The sequence below is a fragment of the Actinomadura sp. 9N407 genome (assembly GCF_044326315.1).
Classification (GTDB): domain Bacteria; phylum Actinomycetota; class Actinomycetes; order Streptosporangiales; family Streptosporangiaceae; genus Spirillospora.
In genome coordinates, this window is sequence record NZ_JBIRAW010000004.1 from 369,966 (window position 1) to 385,937 (window position 15,972).

9 protein-coding genes are annotated in these 15,972 nt (G+C 70.0%); 2 read left to right on the forward strand and 7 right to left on the reverse strand.

Features of this window, described 5'->3' with window-relative positions; genetic code table 11:
- Nucleotides 1-7: 7 nt before the first annotated feature.
- The 5 genes from ACH34Q_RS09355 to ACH34Q_RS09375 all read right to left on the reverse strand — a co-directional run bounded on the left by ACH34Q_RS09355 (nucleotide 8) and on the right by ACH34Q_RS09375 (nucleotide 13,058).
- Nucleotides 8-424 carry a hypothetical protein gene (locus tag ACH34Q_RS09355; RefSeq protein ID WP_395982393.1) on the reverse strand — a complete coding sequence of 139 codons (417 nt, stop codon included), beginning with the start codon at nucleotides 422-424 and terminating at the stop codon, nucleotides 8-10.
- Nucleotides 425-545: 121 nt separating this feature from the next.
- Nucleotides 546-1,412, reverse strand: a complete 867-nt coding sequence (locus ACH34Q_RS09360; RefSeq protein WP_395982394.1) for a hypothetical protein — start codon at nucleotides 1,410-1,412, stop codon at nucleotides 546-548.
- Between the two features lie 31 nt (nucleotides 1,413-1,443).
- A complete protein-coding gene (locus tag ACH34Q_RS09365) occupies nucleotides 1,444-12,357 on the reverse strand; it encodes an ADP-ribosyltransferase (protein WP_395982395.1) in 10,914 nt (3,637 codons plus the stop codon).
- A gap of 9 nt (nucleotides 12,358-12,366) precedes the next feature.
- A complete protein-coding gene (locus ACH34Q_RS09370; RefSeq protein WP_395982396.1) occupies nucleotides 12,367-12,666 on the reverse strand; it encodes a hypothetical protein in 300 nt (99 codons plus the stop codon).
- Nucleotides 12,663-13,058, reverse strand: coding sequence for a YbaB/EbfC family nucleoid-associated protein (locus ACH34Q_RS09375; protein ID WP_395982397.1), 396 nt, complete (start codon nucleotides 13,056-13,058; stop codon nucleotides 12,663-12,665). Before ACH34Q_RS09375 ends, ACH34Q_RS09370 begins: the two co-directional genes overlap by 4 nt.
- Nucleotides 13,059-13,378: 320 nt before the next feature.
- On the opposite strand from ACH34Q_RS09375, the gene ACH34Q_RS09380 reads away from it, so the two are divergent.
- Nucleotides 13,379-13,804 (forward strand): YbaB/EbfC family nucleoid-associated protein, encoded by a 426-nt coding sequence (locus ACH34Q_RS09380; RefSeq protein WP_395982398.1) that lies wholly within the window; start codon nucleotides 13,379-13,381, stop codon nucleotides 13,802-13,804.
- The gene (locus tag ACH34Q_RS09385) at nucleotides 13,801-14,319 is read left to right on the forward strand and encodes a hypothetical protein (RefSeq protein WP_395982399.1); all 519 of its coding nucleotides are present in this window, start codon (nucleotides 13,801-13,803) and stop codon (nucleotides 14,317-14,319) included. Before ACH34Q_RS09380 ends, ACH34Q_RS09385 begins: the two co-directional genes overlap by 4 nt.
- Before the next feature lie 33 nt (nucleotides 14,320-14,352).
- On the opposite strand, the gene ACH34Q_RS09390 is transcribed toward ACH34Q_RS09385, so the two are convergent.
- Nucleotides 14,353-14,892: a hypothetical protein gene (locus ACH34Q_RS09390; RefSeq protein ID WP_395982400.1), complete on the reverse strand. Its 540-nt coding sequence runs from the start codon at nucleotides 14,890-14,892 to the stop codon at nucleotides 14,353-14,355.
- Nucleotides 14,892-15,953 (reverse strand): WXG100 family type VII secretion target, encoded by a 1,062-nt coding sequence (locus tag ACH34Q_RS09395; protein WP_395982401.1) that lies wholly within the window; start codon nucleotides 15,951-15,953, stop codon nucleotides 14,892-14,894. The genes ACH34Q_RS09390 and ACH34Q_RS09395 overlap by 1 nt, the downstream gene beginning before the upstream one ends.
- Nucleotides 15,954-15,972: the final 19 nt, after the last annotated feature.

Consider the following 15,972-nt stretch of genomic DNA (forward strand, 5'->3'; position numbering starts at 1 on the left):
ACAAGACTCAGGATTCCCCGGGAGTCCCCGGACGGCCCTCTGCCTGGAGACCGGCCTCGAAGAGCTCGTGCGTACGCAGGCGGAGCGTATGGACCAGCGCGGCCTCCTCGTCGGTCAGCCGGCGGGCCTCGTCGCGCGCGTTCTGCTCGATTCCGCCGATCGTCTCGTACAGGGCGAAGACCGGCCCGTCGCCGCGCAGCCACCGGCCGCGGAACTCCTCGACCCGCTGGACGAACTCCGTCCGCGAGAGCGTCCGGATATCGGCGGTCGTCCCGAACCGGATCTTGGTCACGTACTCCAGATCCCGCTCGAACCCGCCGGTGCTCGACGACAGGACCAGGCAGTCGAGCCCGCCGCCCGGAGGCTCGACGAAGACGACCGGGGTCTCCTCGTACAGGTAATACTCGGGATATCTCGCCGCCACGATCCGCTCCTTGATTCCGCTCCGGAGACGATCGGCCTCCAGTCTTCCCCGGCCGTCCCGGCGCTTCCCCGGCCGTCCCGGCGGGCGCCCGTTCAGGACGGCGCCGGCCGACGCGGTGAGGCTACCGCCGGGCCAGCTCCCGCAACGCCGCCAGATCCGGCAGGTCCTGCTCGCGGGCCTCCGGGCCGATGACCCCCGACAGCTCGTCCGCCGCGGACTCCCGGCAGCGCCGCAGCGCCTCGAACGCCGGCACGCCCGCGGCGAAGGCCCGGCTCAGCCGCAGCCGCCACAGACCGCCCGCGACCTGTCCGGCCTCGCCCGCCGCCGCCCGCTCCAGGTAACCGGCGGCCCGCCCGTCGGCCGACGCCCAGAGATAGCCGGCGACGGTGTCCCGCAGCATCACCGGCACGTACCGGATCGGGCCGCCGGTCTCCCGCGCGTACGTCGGCGGCGCGCTGCTGATCAGCGGGCCCCAGCCTTGCGACCGGTCCGCCGGGGTGCCGTCGGGGAACGTCCCGTCCTGGATCAGCGGCCCCGGCGGCGGCGGATTCGCCGGATCGATCAGCGCGTACAGCGCCGCCAGGCTCGGTGCCTCCCGCGCTTCGGCGTCCGCCGGGACACCGCCACCGGCCGGATCCTCCGGAACGCCGCGCCAGCGCTCGACGGCCTCCAGGGCGGGCAGGCCCTTCGCGTAGTCCTCGTGCAGCCGGTCCGACCATACGACCAGGGCGTCCCAGACCTCGTCCACGACCTCGGGCAGGCGCAGGAAGCCCGCCGCCATCCGGGTCTTGGAGGCCCACAGGCGCCCGATCTCCCTGCCCCTCAGCAGTACGGGCAGATGGACCACGGGGTCGCGGGTCCAGCCCGAATAGTTCTCCCGCGGCGGCTTCGCCCCGCCGGAAGGGAGCGGCGGCAGGCCGGGGACCCCTGGGAAGGCACTCGGGGCTCCCGGACCCCCCGGGGCTCCCGGCGGCGGCAGGTCACTCATCGCGCGCACCCTCCGAACTCGACGTCGTCGTTCATGGAGCGCCCCCCGGCGGCAGGACCTGGGCATGGACCTCGAAGGTGGGCTGTCCCCGGTCGTTATACCCGGTCTGCACGACCTCCGTGACGCGGTACTGGGCGCCGCGCTGCAAGATCAGCTCGCGTTGGTCGGGGAACGCGCTGCCGGTCCCCATCCACAGGCCGGGCGTCCCCGCCGGCACCGACAACCTGATCGTGTAGTCGAAGCCCTTGCCGTCGACGGTCGTCGTGTTCGTCCCCAGCGAGGTCGACATGTACGCGTGCTCGGTCTGTACCTCGCCCAGCAGCAGGGACGGATGCCGGTCACCCAGCGGCTGCCCGTCACTCGCCATCATGAACCGCACGTCGTGCAGCCCGCGCAGCGCCTGGACCGGCTCGGGGAGCGGCTGGTTCAGCGCGTGGTCGATCTCGTTGATCCGCTGCAGGACGAGCGCCTCGTTCGGCCGCTGACCGAAGTAGGAGTGCAGAAGGCCCCACTGGGCGAAGTTGCCTCCCAGCTCCTCGAGCCGGTTCGCAGGCGACAGCGAGGCCATCACGCCGCGCAGCAGATCGCGCTGGAACGGATCGAGCCCCGGCATGCTCGCGAGGCGCGGGAGATCCGCCATCGTGGGCATGGCACCACCGTTGAGATGCATGAGGTGGTACGCGTTGCCGTACTCCCGTTCCAGGTGGTCCAGGGACGCCTGGATGGGCGGCGATCCCGGACGCAGGAAGGTGTTGGGGTACGACTGCACCGTGTACCAGTGCGCGGCCTGCCGCAGCACTGGAGGCAGGTTGCGGAGGACATGCCCGAGCCTGTTCTCCCCGTACCGCTCGCCCTGCGCGTCGGTGTCGAAGCGCCGGACGCCGTTCCTGTCCACGCGCCCTTCCGGATGGTCGGCGTCAGGGTCGGAACCCGTCATCCGCCGCCACCAGTCGCCCAGGCCGCGCGCGCCCGCCTCGTCGGGACGCGGCGCGCCCGCCTGGCGATCCCCATGGCCGGGCGCGTAGCCGTTCTGGCCTGCGAGAACGGTGCTGCCGTCGGGACGGTGCGTGTTCCAGCCACCGTCCGGCGGCCAGGTGGGCCGCTGCTGCCCGTCAGGACCCGGCCGCCCGGACGAGGCGAAGACGTTCCCGTCGGTGTCGGACCAGGCCAGGCCGTTCGGAGCGATCACCGGCACGCCGAGCCGCTGGGAGAGCTGGGATGCGAAGTCGCCCTCTCCGGTACGGCAGGACAGCAGCATCACCTGGCGGCCGTTCCAGCCCGGATCGTTGCGGATGAGCGCGGCCATGTCGTCGACGCTCAGCCGCCGCCCGTTCACCCGCATCCCGTCCGGATCGCCGTGGCCGTCCACCACGAACGTGTCCGGATCGGGTGCCACCCGCCGCGCCAGATCGCGCATCGCGTGCTCGTCCGGGCCGAAGAACGCCCGGCCCGCCGGAGTGCCCTCGCTGTCGCGGTACAGGTCATGCAGGTGCTGCGGCAGGTCCGCCGGCACCCCGTCCGAGGAGTCCTGGCCCTGGCCCTGGCCCTGCCCCTGGTCCTCGTCCTGGGCTTGGTCCTGGTCGCGCGAGTTCGGATCGGCCTGGTCGCCGTCAGCGTCATGTGAAGCGGGATCGGCCTGATCCCGGACCTCCGGGCCACCGGCGTCTTGGTCGCGGACGTCCCGGCCCGTCTCCTCAGGCGTCACGCCGGGCGTGGCGGGGGAGGCGGGAGCGGAGGACGCCGGCGGGTTCCCCGTGGTCATCGGTGATTCCTGGTACCAGCCGTACTGGGAGGCCACCTCCGGGCGGGGAGCCGGGGCCGAACGAGGCGTCTCCCCCGGCCCGTCGCCCACGTCATCACCGGACGAGGACTCCTCGCGCCGGTCCGGAGGCCCATCCGGCCCCCGCTCCTGCGCGGGCGCTTCCGTCTGGGGTTCCGTACGATCCGCCGGGGGCTCCGTACGGTCGGCCTGGGACGCGGCAGGATCGGCCGGGGTCTCCGTACGGTCCGCTTGAGGCTCGGTGCGGTCGCGGGTGGCGGAGGGGTCGAGCGCGAGGTCCAGCGCGTGCTGGAACCGGTCGATCACCCGCTGCTGGATGGCCTGGTTGAGCGCGTCCTCCTCCGGGGTGATCGCCCTTCCCTGCTCGGCGGCGATGACCGGCAGGTCCCGGCGCACCTCGTAGAGCGAGTGCTCGTAGTCGGCGACGTCGTCGATGGAGGACAGGTGCAGGCGCAGCTCACCGATGTGCCCGTTCGGCATCCGTACGGTCAGCTGGACGTCGCGGTAACCGCTCGGGACCGGGTTCTGCATCCGGTCCTTGATCGACACGATCTCCACGCCGTGCGACCGCGCGATGTCCTGGATGCTGCCCAGCGCCTGGTACAGACCGTCGACCGTGGCGAACTGGATCTTGCCGCCGAGCAGGTCGCTGAGCCTGCTCGCGTCGCCGGTGTAGTCACCGATGATCTTGTCGAGGGCGCGTCCCCGGTCCTTCTCGTCGGGCCGCATGTGCGGGTCGCCGCCGAGCTCGCGGATCCGGGGGTCGTTGACCAGAGCGCGCAGCAGCGGTTCGGACTGCCGCATGGCGTCGTACAGCCCGTCCAGATACCCGTCGAGGTAAGGGTGGCCGCGCGCGGCCTCGGGGTCGCTCTTGACGTCGATGGCGCGGTAGTCGTCCGGCGGATCGAACCCGGGCTGGGACGGAGCCTTGGCGGGATCCTGGATCTCCCCCTCGGCCCGGTTCTGGGCGACGGACTCGGTCAGCCGTTCGCTGATCGCCTTCTGCTCGTCGGTCAGCGGGGTCGGCTGGGCGCGCGACCCGTCATCGTCCAGCACGGCCTGGGGACCGCGCCGCTCGACCTCGGCGACCGAGTCGTTCAGGATCGCGATCGCCTCGGGGTGCTTCAGCAGGCTGTGCAGCGTCTTGGGACGCGCGAGCAGCGAATCGCGAAGCGAGCCCTCAAGGCTGCCGAGCCCGTCACCGGCGATGATCCGGGCGAGTTCCGGGTGGTTCGGCAGTACGTCCCGCAGCTGCGCCTGCAGATTGGAGTGCAGGTTGCCGTCGGCGGCCGCGGCCCGATCCAGCATGTCCTGGACGCGCGGGTCCTCGTGGATACGGCGCATCACCTCGTCGGGTGTACGCCCGTCCGGGACGGGACCGTCCGGTGTTCCGCCTTCGGAAGCAGGGCCGTCCGGTGTGTCGCCATCGGAGGCGGGGCCGTCGTCCGCGGCCTGCCTGGGAGCGGCCCCCTCCGCCTCCGGGACCGGATCCGCCGAACGCGCCGCGGCCTGCGGCGGCTCACCGGAGTCCCCGGTGTTGCCGGTGTTGCCGGAATCGCTCGACCGGGGCGCCGGGTCCGCGTAGCCGAACGGCCGCGACGGCGTCTTGTCCGGATCGGCGGGGAACGTCGGCGACGTCCCCAGCTGATGGGGCGGCAGGTTGTAGAACGTCCGGTAGTGAACGGTGGTGGTCGGCGGGTCGGTACTGAAATCGGTCTGGGCCCAGCGGGCATGGACGACCTGCGGGGTGTAGGCGAGCCTGCCGTCGGGCCCCGTGTTCGGTTCCGCGAAGAACTCGAACCGGTCGACCACGATGCTGTTGCCCTGGTCGTTGGCGAGGCCCGCCAGATGCTCCTCCAGGCCGTACCAGCTCTGCGGACGCGTGACCTGCTGCTCGTTCTTCCCCTGGTTCTCGACCTCCCATTGCGGGAAGTAGTTGATGCGCTCCCTGGGGCCCATTCCCTGGTGGCCGAAGATATGGCCACCGTTGAAGGGCGTCCCCGAATACTCGCCCGGGCCGAGCTTGCCGACCTTGCCCTGCGCCCCGTACCGGGCACCCTCGTCACCCTCGAAATCGGGGCGTCCGGTCGCCGCGTCGGCCTGCCCGTTCGCGTCGGTATGGAACAGGAAGGTGCCCGGTGCGACCTGGTAGTCCGGCTGTGCCCGGGTGTTGCCGGCGTCCGGATTTCCGAGATCGATCGAGTCCGGGTCGTCGTCCCGCTTGACCTGGGCACCCAGGTCGCCGCGGCGAACGGCGTCACCAGGATCGAAGTCCGCCGATTGGACGTCCTTGAAGCGGTCGCGCGGTTCGACCATGTAATGCGCGTTCGGCAGCGGGACCCCGGCCGACTTGTGCTTGAGCAGGCCGAGCTCGGGATTGTAATTGGCGGCGCCGTCCTCATCGCCGTACCAGGTACGGACGTGGGTTATCTCGCCGTTCCCGTCCGTCCAGAAGATGCCGTGCAGGCGCGGAGGCTGATGATTGTCGTAGACCGCGATCCTGGAATTCTCCGGCAGCGGCTGCCGCGCGCTGTACGGCCCCGTGGCGGGATCGAAGTCGTTGACCGTCGCGTCGTTCAGCGGCCGCGGCGGGTCGGTCCCCAGCACGTGGGTCGGCGGATCGAAGGGAGCGGCCGCCGGTGAGCGGCCGTCGTCCCCACCGACGAAGACATGCGGGTCGCCGCGGCCGAAGTCGATCTGATGGACGACACCCGGCTCCGGCTGGGTGAGGTCGATGTTCTCGTTGGGGTTGCGCAGCGCGTTCGGCTCGCCCTCGGCCTGAGGGTTCGTGACGTGGGTGACCTGGCCGGTCTCATCGGTGTAGACGATGGAACGAACGACCGGCTGCCCGTTCTCCATGACGGGATTACCGTGCTCGTCCAGCGCGAGGACGCGGTACCTGGCCGCCCGTTCGGGCAGGCCGGTCATGTCCGCGGCACGCTGGTCGGGCCGCAGGCTCCGGTCCGCGGTCTGGGCCCGGTTCGCCCCCGGCGGCGGATTCCACGGATTCTGCTGCGGCGAGGCACGCGTCGTCTCACCCGCGTCCGGCCGCCTGGACGCGGCGACCGGGTCGGAGACCGGGTGCCCAGGGGCATGACCGTCCCGGCCCGCCTGGACGCGCCCGCCGTCCGGGGTGTGCGTGGTCCAACCGCCGTTCGGCGGCAGGTCCGGGCGCGTACGGCCGTCCGGGCCCTGGTGGCCGGACGAGGCGTACACGTTGCCGTCGTTGTCGGACCACGCGAGCCCGCGCGGAGCCGTGACCGGCACACCGAGCCGCTGCGCGAGCTCGGACGCGAAGCCGCCCTCGCCCGTCTCGCAGGACAGCAGCATGACCTCGCGGCCGTTCCAGTTCGGGTCGCTGCGGATCAGGTCCGCGACATCGTCCACGCTGAGCCGGCGGTCGCCGACCCGCATCCCGTCGGCATCGCCGTGGCCGTCGATGATGAACCGGTCAGGGTCGGCCGGCACCCGCCCGGCCAGATCCCGCATCGGCCCCTCGCCGGGGGCATAGAACGCGCGCCCCGCCGGAGTCTCCTGGCTGCCCTGGTAGACGTCGTGCAGATGATCGGGAAGTCCGTCCGGAGGCGTCCCGCCCGTGTCGCCGTCATGAGGATCGGCCCCGTCATCGTCGGCACGCCCCGTACCGTCGCCGGCGGACGACCGCGGAGCCGCCCCGTCGCCGCGCGAGGCCGCGCCGTCGTCAGAGGACCGCGAGGCCGCGCTGTCACCGCCACGCGAGGCCGGGCCGTCACCGCCACGCGGAGCGGCGCCGTCACCACCCCGTGGGGCCGCGCCGTCGCCACCGCGCGGAGCCGCGGACGGATCCGTACCGGAGTGCGGAGCGGACGTGTCGGCCGACCCCGGCGGAGGCGGATCCGGCATGCCCGGCGGGATCACCGTGGCGCGCATCTCGACGATGGGATTGCCGTCGGCATCCCTGGCATCGGGATCGACATGCGTGATCTGGTAGCGGACGCCCCGGGGCAGGATCAGCTCGCGCTGGTCGGAATAGTGGCTGTTGAGCCCCATCCAGACCCCGTGCGAGCCCTCCGGCAGGTCGATGTGCAGGCGGTACGTGAACGGGTTGTCGTCGACGACGGCGGGATCCCGCCCGAGCGAGGTCGACATGTATCCGGGCTCGGTCTGGATCGAACCGACCAGCGCCATCGCGTCGCGACCGCCCAGCGGCGTGCCGTCGGGAAGCGTCATGAAGTTGACGTCGTGCAGGCCGCGCTCGGTCTGCAGCGGCTCCGGCAGGGGCTGGTTCAGTGCCTGGTCGAGCTCGGCGATGCGCCGGTTGAACGCGTCCACCGTCGGCGGCTCGCCGAAGTGCCCGTGCAGGAAGTTGTGGTACTGGCCGTTGGTGATGATCTGCTGGAGCCGCTCCCGCGCTTCCGGCGAGTTCAGCACATGGTCGATCAGGCCCCGCTGCTCCGGGGTGAGGTTCGGATTGGCCTGCATGTTCCGCAGGCCGTCCACCGTCGGCCAGGAGCCGCCGTTCATGTTCCACAGCGCCCGGGCGCTCTGGTCATCGCTCCGCAGCAAGTTCAGGTAACCGGGCAGATCGGTGCCCGGCCGCAGGAACCCGTTGACCATCGATTGCACCGTGTACTGGTACAACGCGTTCTGCAGGTGCGGCGGAAGGCTGGGGTAGACGTCCGCGAGCCGCGCGTCGCCGTACGCCTGGCCTTCCTCGTCGGTACCGAACCGCTGCACCGGATCCTGAACGGGCGCGCTGGGCGTCGGGGCCGGGGGCCTGTCGCCCGCCACCGTCCAGCCGTTCGAGGTGACGTTTCCGGCCGCGTCCAGATCGACGGCTCCGGTGGGCGCGACGACCCGTACACCGAGCTGATGGGCCAGATCCGTGGTGAACCGCCCGCTACCGGACTCGTTCGTGATCATGAGCAGATCACGGCCGTTCCAGTTCGGGTCGCTGCGGACGAGATCCGCGACGTCCGCCGCGCTCAGCCGCCGGCCGTCGACGATCAGCCCGTCCCGGTCACCATGCCCGTCGATGACGAACCGGTGGGGATCGGCCTGGACCGTCCGCGCCAGCCCGCGCATGCCCGGCTCGTCCGGACCATAGAACGCCCGTCCCGCCGGCGTCTCATCGCTGTTGCGCCACGCGTCGTGCAGACGGTCCGGCAGACCTTCCGGCACGTCCTGCCGCGGAGGCGTCCCATCGGCATCGTCGGTCCGGTCAGGATCGACGTTGTCGGTCCGGTCGGAGTCGGTCCGGCCGGAGTCGGTCCGGCCGGAGTCGGCGTCGTCGGTCCGATCGGGGTCGGTCCGGCTGGGCTCGGCGTCGTCGGTCCGATTGGGATCAGCCCGGTCGGGGTCGACATCGTCGGTCCGGCTGGGGTCGGCGTCCGTACGGTCAGGCGTGGGCGTACGAGTCTGCCCACCTTCCCTGGGATCCGGCCGGCCCTCTTCAGGCGTTTCCGACCGTTCCCGGTCCGCACCGGCGGCCTCATCGGTCCTGTCCCGATCCGTACCGGGCGTCTCGGCCCGATTCGGGTCCGTACCAGGCGTGGCCGACTCTGCGGACTCCTCGCGTGAAGCGGAGGGGTCGGCGCGGTCAGGACTCGGAGTGGTGCTCGGATCCGCAGGCGCGTCGTCCAGCGGACCAGTGCCCCTCAGCAGGCCGTCCGAGTACGCCGCGTCCGAATCAGGCGACGGCGCTCCACTGCCGGTCTCACCCTCCGAAGCGTCGTCTCCCGTCCTCGCGGGCGGGCCGTCCCCCTCCGGCGTGGCCGCACCCGACGTACCGCCATCGGACATGGCCGGCGCCTCGGTCGGAACGAAGCTGCCGTAGACCTGCCACTGCCCATCGGCGAAGACGACGTCGTCCACCTGGAACGTCATGCCGCGGCCGAGCAGCAGCTCGCGCTCGCCACCACCGAAGGCGGAAACGTTCTCTACCCACAGCGCAGGGGTCCCCGCCGGGACCCGCATGTGCAGGATCGCGTCGTTGCCGGAGAAGGCGCCCGCGGGACCGCCGAGCGACGTGGACATGTAGCCGGGATCGCTGAACGTCTGCCCGACCATGTCGGCCGGGTCCATGTCGATGTGCCCGAGACCGGTACCGCGCGTGATGACCACGTCTTCCGGTACCGGATTCCCGGCCAGGGCCTCGTCCAGCTGGATGATGTGATTCCGCACATCCTCATCGAGCGCGCCGCCGTCCCGCAGCTGCCCGTTGATGTCCTGGTACGTCGGCCTCGTCGGCGGCGAGTCGGTGTAGTCGCGGAGCGCGTCCCGCTGCGCCTCGGGCAGCCCGTCGGCATAGCCGTTCCAGTGATCGGCGCCGTACCGGCTCGCGGCCTCGTTGTCGGGGAACGTGACCGCGCCCTGCGACATCGCGTCGTGGGCGTCCTGCATCCGCTCATCGGTCGTGAGCGGCCGCGCGGGCTGCGCCGCGGTCTCGTCCTGCCGGCCGGGTTCGTCCTGCCGGCCGTCGCGCTCGTCCCGTCCCGGCGAAGGCTGCTGCGGCGTCTCCTCGGGAGCGTCCGTCCGCGACGCGTCCGCCCTCGCGGGCTCCGGCATGCCGATACCGCTCGGCTCCGTGGGCGTCGTACGCAACGGAGGCGTGGAACGCCCGGCAGGCGTCCCGCTCGACGGGCGGCCCGGCGTGGATCCCGGCATGCCACCCATAGGCATCGGGAACACGCCGAAGGTCCCCGGACCATCGGCCTCGGAATCCGTCCGAGCCCCACTCGGCGACGACCAGGATCCGTCCGTCTGGTCCGGACCGTCCGCAAGCCGATCAGGCTCGCGCGAGCCGTCCGGCTCCCCGCCGGTGTCGGGCGCGCGCTCCCCCTCGGGTGTGCGCTCGGGTGTGCGCTCGGCCTCCGGCGCCCGCTCCGGCTCGGACGTCTCCGAGTCCGGTGTCCGCTCCCCTTCCGGCGCGCGCTCGGAATCCGGCGTCCGCTCAGGATCGGAAGTGCGGTCCGGCTCGGTCGCCCGGTCGCTATCCGACTCCGACCGCTGCGCCTCCGGCGTGCGATCCGTGTCCGGCGCCCGTTCCGGGTCGGGCGTACGTTCCGTGTCCGAACGCTCGGAATCCGGCGTGCGCTCGGGTGTGCGCTCCCCTTCGGGCGTGCGCTCGGGCGTGCGCTCGGGCGTGCGGTCCCCTTCGGGTGTGCGCTCGGAATCCGGGGTGCGATCCGGCTCGCCCGCCTGGTCGCTGTCCGAGGTGCGGTCCGTCTCCGGTGTACGAGTCGCGTCACCAGGCCGGTCAGTGTCGCCGGGACGCTCAGTGTCGGACGTACGGTCGGCGTCACCAGGCCGATCGGCACCCGGACCGTTCTCGCTCCTGGGCTCGGCGCCCGGAGTGGCGGAGTCCGTCGAACGGTCGGGGGTGTGGGCGCCGTCGCCGTCCGAAGCATCCTGGGACGGACCGGTCTCGGGAGTTGCCGAAGGCTGCGGGCCGGGGCCATCGGCAGGATTCTGCGTCGACGTACCCGAAGGATCACTAGCGGAAGAAGGCGCGTTCCCGGCACCACTGGTGGATCCAGGAGAACTAGTGGAGGAGGGGGTGGGCGTAGAACGTCCGCCGCCACCGCCTGGTGCGGCACCGCCAGGAGCCGCTCCACCTACCGGAGCACCTCCGGCAGGAGCACCTCCAACGTTCGGTCCGGCTGCGGGGGCACCCATGACGCCACCGACAGCCCCACCCATTGGGGCGCCGCCACCGGCCGCCGGCGCGGCACCTCCAGCGGGGACACCGCCACCGCCGGGCTGACCGCCACCAGCTCCGGGACCACCTGCCGCGGGGCCGCCACCGCCATCGGACGGACCGACGCCGGCAAGCGAGGAACCGCCGCCGCCTCCTCCGCCTTCGCCACCCAGCAGAGCCGCGATCCGGTTGCCGCCACCCTCGCCGCCACCCTGCGGGCCGCCGCCCTGCTGGCTTCCGCCCTGTGGGCCGCCTCCTCCGTCGTTGCCACCCGGTCCGCCGCCCGGGCCACCACCTGGCCCGCCGCCGGGGCCACCACCCGGACCACCTTCAGGACCGCCGCTCGGGCCGCCACTCGGGCCGCCGCCGGGCCCGCCCACTGGATCGGTGCCTGGGCCACTACTCGGACCGGGGCCGGGAGCCGGACCCGGACCATTATCTGGCCCAGGCCCAGGCCCAGGCCCAGGCCCAGGCCCAGGTCCAGGCTCGGGTCCGGGTCCGGGTCCAGGCTCCGGCCCAAGCGCAGGATCCGGCCCTGGCTCCGGACCAGGATCAGGTCCCGGCTCCGGTCCCGGGCCCGGACCATTGCCTTCGGGGTTGGTGTTAGGAAGGTGCAGGTCGAGGCCGCCCTTGGCGCCGCCTACCGCGCCACCGAAGGCGCCGGAGGTGGCACCCTTGGCCAGCCCTTCGGCCGTGAGTGCTTCGCCGCTGATCGCCGCGGAGGCGACGGTCGAGCCGACGCCGCTGAGGGATTCGGACAGGCCCTCGCGCAGTGCCCCCCGCCCCATCGCACCCAGCGCACTGTCGGCGGCGTTGTCACCGAGGCCGGTCTTGCCCAGTCCGTGCCCGATGCCGCCCGACATCGCGCCGCCGATGGCACCGTCGAGGGCGGCCATGCCGGTCTTCTGCCAGTCGACGCCGTCGCGGTTGCCCTGAGCGATCTGCAGCGTCTGGATCGCCAGGTCGAGGCCGACGCCCTCGATGACGCCCATCAGGATGCCCCGGCCGATGGCCTTCAGCAGGGTCTGGCTGATCGCACGGCTGGCGATCTGCCCCGCGATCTGGGCGGCGGGGATCGCCGCCGTGGACGCGCCGAACGTCACGAACGCCGCGTTGATCAGCATGATGATCTCGATCGCCGTGATGATCAGCAGGGCGATGAACATGTACTTGGCGTACTCGATCTCGAGTGCGCCGCCGTCCAGGGCCTCACCGAGCTGGTCGCACGCCTCGATCAGCTTGGGGAAGATCTGGGGATCGACATCGACGTACTTCTCCCAGTTGGCCCGGAAGGAGTCGGCCCCATCGCCCTCGACGGTCGACAGGACCTTGGTGGCCGCCGTCGTCAGTTCGTCCGCGATCTCCTTGACGTCGACGCCGGCCTCCCGCCAGGCGTCGGCGCAGCGGCGCATCGCGGTCTCGTCACCCTCAGGCCAGTCCGAGCCGACGATCCAGGAGAGCCACTTGACCGAGTCGGGAATCTCCATCCCCATGGGTCATCGACCCCCGGACGCGTCTTCGGCGTCCCCGAGAGTGCCCGCCATCCGGTCGATGCCCTCTTTCATCTGCGCGACGTTCTTGGCGACCGACTCGATCATCTTGATGACGTCCGTGGCGTTCTTCAGGTAGTCCTTCTCGAACGCCTGGCCGGTCTCGTCCGCGCCCCAGCACTTGCCCTCGGCCGACAGCTTGCCGTCGAGGCTCGCCCCTGCCTGGGTCAGCGACTGCGCGCCGTCCTTGAAACCGCCGCCCGCCCGCTTGAGCGCATCCCGCTCTACCTTGAGTTCGTAGCTCACTTGCCACGCAGCCCGTAGCGCTGGACGACCGCCTCGATGTTGGTGAGGTCCGCGGGAAGCATCTTGTCGACGTCCCCGTCGAGGACCTCGTCGGGTACAGAGCCGGCCATCGCCTCGCGGCGCTGCTCGGCCACCTTCCGGTTCGCGTCCTGCGAGGCCGCCAGCACAGCCTCGGCCAGTTCCTCGGACGCCAGCTTGCGGTAGACGCGAGGGTCGAACTCCACCTCGGTCACCTGGCCCTGGGCGCCGACGGTGACCTTGACCATCCCGTCCGCCGCCTCGCCGGTGGCCCCCAGCGACTCGATCCTCTCCTGGAGGTCCTTCAGCTGCTGACGCTGCTCCTTGTACCGTTCGAGCAGCTCATCGATGTGCGCCTGCCATTCCTCGCGCATGCAGCAGAACCCCTCACAAGCCGATCGTCAACCTGAAGCCCGCAAGCCTCCGTGTCCACAGATGGTCAGCCATCCTCGCGGCAAGACCAACCCCACGCAACCTCTATGTCGCCAAACGTCACGCTATGGGGTGTGCCTCTCACGGAGACGTCCGTCCACCGCATGGGACGCAGCAACGATCATGGAGGTTCGGGCCGACCGCCGGCGACACGAGTGACATGGCCCACGCTAAATGAACCGAGTTGTCGAACGTTCCTCACGGAAGGTAGGGGTGGCGTTACCTTGATGCGGGCAGCGCTGTCCGCCAGGAGAGGTATCCGATGTTCGAGCTCGATCTCGAGAAGATGCTCAAGGCCTCCGAGCAGCATCTTGCCGACACCAACAGGCTCCAAGAGCGCACGGCCGAGCTGATCGGACGCGCCGAATCCGCCGACGGCCGGGTGACGGTGGAGTGGAACGGCGAGGGGCTGCACCGAATCGAGATCGATCCCCGCGCGATGCGATTGGGAGCCGACCAGCTCTCCGAGCTCATCGTCGAGACCTCCCGGGAAGCCAAGGCCGACCTGGAGCGCAGGTCCGGTGAGCTGATGAAGGAGATCTTCGGCGAGGACGGCGACCCGATGAGCGCGGTCCCCGACCAGGAGGAGATGCAGAGCAAGATGGACGAGCTGCAGGACATGTTCGGCGACACGATGAAGGACACCACGGCCCTCCTCGAACAGCTCCGCAGGACCTTCGAAAAATGACGAACGCGCTCCTGGGTACCCGTGAGCTCCTGTACTCACACGGCGACCTCAAGGACTGGGACGGTACGAGCTTCGCGGACCTCCGCTATCCCCGAGGTACATGGCGAACACTCTTCATGACCACCGACCAGAAGGTACGGCTCATCCGCCCGGACGGCTCAGTGCTGCTCAGCATCGAACGGCCGGAGGGCAGGAAGGTCAAGACCGTTCCAGTGTGGGACGGCCAGGACCAGCGGGTCGGCACGATCAAATCCCAAGGCGGACTACGCCTCACCAGCGAGGCCTTCAACGTGCTCGACGGCGCCGGCGACATCCTGGGCGCCATCCGGGGTAGCCATGCCCGGCAGAAGTACGAGGTCTTCGAGGCGGACGACCAGAAGGTGGCCTCCACCGTCCTCCAGGGCGATACGTGGGCGATCGACCTCGAACCGAATCTCACGGACGACTGGACCAGGTTGATCGTCGGCTTCACGGTCGCCGCCATGGAAGCCGACCTCAACCCGCCGCAAATCTGACGTCCGTTCCGGAACCCCATACTGGGGCACCCATCACGCGCGCTCGTGCCGCCACTCCCCAAGGCCATGCGCCTCGACGAACTCTCTGACCTCGCGAACGTCGGCCAGGCCGAGATAGCCCATTTGCCGCTTCTTCAACTCAGGATTCACAACGTCCAAACGAAGCACGCCGGGGGAGAACTCGGCGATGCGCCAGGCAAAAGGCAACTCGGTGACCATCGAGCGGTCGTACCACAGAACGAGCTGCACGAGCTCTTCGAACCTTACGTGCAGCCCTACCGCCTCGATCGCTTCGACGGGCACCACCTCCGTCTGCTTGCCTTTGTGTGACTGGATCAGGCCACGCTCGGTCAGCATGGTCCTCTGATACCACTCAGGATGGCGGGTCCCCAAGAATATGGCCACCCCGGCGGCGGCGAGCAACGCCGCGAAAACCGCGATCACGATACCGATCCATCCACCTACAAAATAGGCGAGCACACCCGCCGCCACCCCACCAAGAAAGACGCCGACCGCACTAAGGATGCTTGGCTGGCTGTCCTTGTCGAGAAAGAGGCCCTCGGGATGGGACATCAGGAGCCCCCCTTGGGGGCGACGTTGCCGGGAAGCGCGTCACTGCCCCCGACATATTCGCTGCCGTCCTCGCCATACTTGGCCGCCGCGTCCGTCAATGGTCTGGTCATGGAGGGAGATCCGCCCGGCAGTGGACTGTTCTCATTGACCTGGATAGGGCTGTCGGGGTCAGTTCCGGCCAAGGGCATGCCCACATCAGCGAACCCCTTAGTGAAAGCGGTGCCCGGCTGGATCCAGGGACGCATTTGCTGAGGAATCCGCTGGATCGGCAGGACCATCTTGTTGCCGATTTTGAGCCCTCCGACGGTGTAGCCCCTCATCAACTGCCCGGTGAGCTTCTGCTCCAGCAAGGACAGGCGCCCGGCGACGACGTCATCAGCACTCTTCACGGTAGCCTGCACGAAATCGCCGTAAGCCCGGGTATTCCCGGTCAGCATCTGCCCCATGACATCGATGGCCATAAGCCCGGCGATGGTACCGGCGGCAGCATTGCCTGCCGAGGTGAGTGCCTTTTCTCCCGCCCGCAACATGGCCCTCATCTTGATCGAGAATGCGGTCGAAGCAGCTTTGACGCTGGCAAGCGCGGCCTCTGCCGCCGCTTTCGTAGGCGGGAAGGGAATCTTACTTACCACCCATAGCGCGATTATCGCGACCGCAAAACCCATCAGAATGGTTGCGAGCACGGCCATCATGATGATGAACGCCGAGATGAGCAGGGTCATGAGTTTGAGAATCATCTGCATGCACCAGGCGAAGGCACGGGAGAGCCAAATCTGGTTCTGGTAATCGTTCAACTGCTTCTCGAACGCGTCGCGATCCTTGCCCGACCAGTCAGACTCGCTGAGCGTCTTGAGCTGAGCATCCACTTCGTCAGAGGCATCGGACAAGCGGTCGGCAACGTCGCCCCACTTTCCTGCGGCCTCCCAGAGCTCACCCGGGTTGGACTGGGCTCCATAGATGATCGCCACACTCGGCCAGGCACCGGAGACGAATATGGCACCGAAGGACGCCTCATAGAATGCGACCTTGGCAACCTGCTCGAGAGAGCCGAAGAAGTCCATCGGGAGCTGTCCGTCCAAT

What these genes read in the sequence shown, in the direction of transcription:
- ACH34Q_RS09375 (WP_395982397.1), bottom strand. Translation starts at nt 13,058, where the DNA reads ATGCGCGAGGAATGGCAGGCGCACATCGATGAGCTGCTCGAACGGTAC.
- ACH34Q_RS09385 (WP_395982399.1), top strand. Translation starts at nt 13,801, where the DNA reads ATGACGAACGCGCTCCTGGGTACCCGTGAGCTCCTGTACTCACACGGC.
- ACH34Q_RS09380 (WP_395982398.1), top strand. Translation starts at nt 13,379, where the DNA reads ATGTTCGAGCTCGATCTCGAGAAGATGCTCAAGGCCTCCGAGCAGCAT.
- ACH34Q_RS09365 (WP_395982395.1), bottom strand. Translation starts at nt 12,357, where the DNA reads ATGGAGATTCCCGACTCGGTCAAGTGGCTCTCCTGGATCGTCGGCTCG.
- ACH34Q_RS09395 (WP_395982401.1), bottom strand. Translation starts at nt 15,953, where the DNA reads ATGGACTTCTTCGGCTCTCTCGAGCAGGTTGCCAAGGTCGCATTCTAT.
- ACH34Q_RS09360 (WP_395982394.1), bottom strand. Translation starts at nt 1,412, where the DNA reads ATGAGTGACCTGCCGCCGCCGGGAGCCCCGGGGGGTCCGGGAGCCCCG.
- ACH34Q_RS09390 (WP_395982400.1), bottom strand. Translation starts at nt 14,892, where the DNA reads ATGTCCCATCCCGAGGGCCTCTTTCTCGACAAGGACAGCCAGCCAAGC.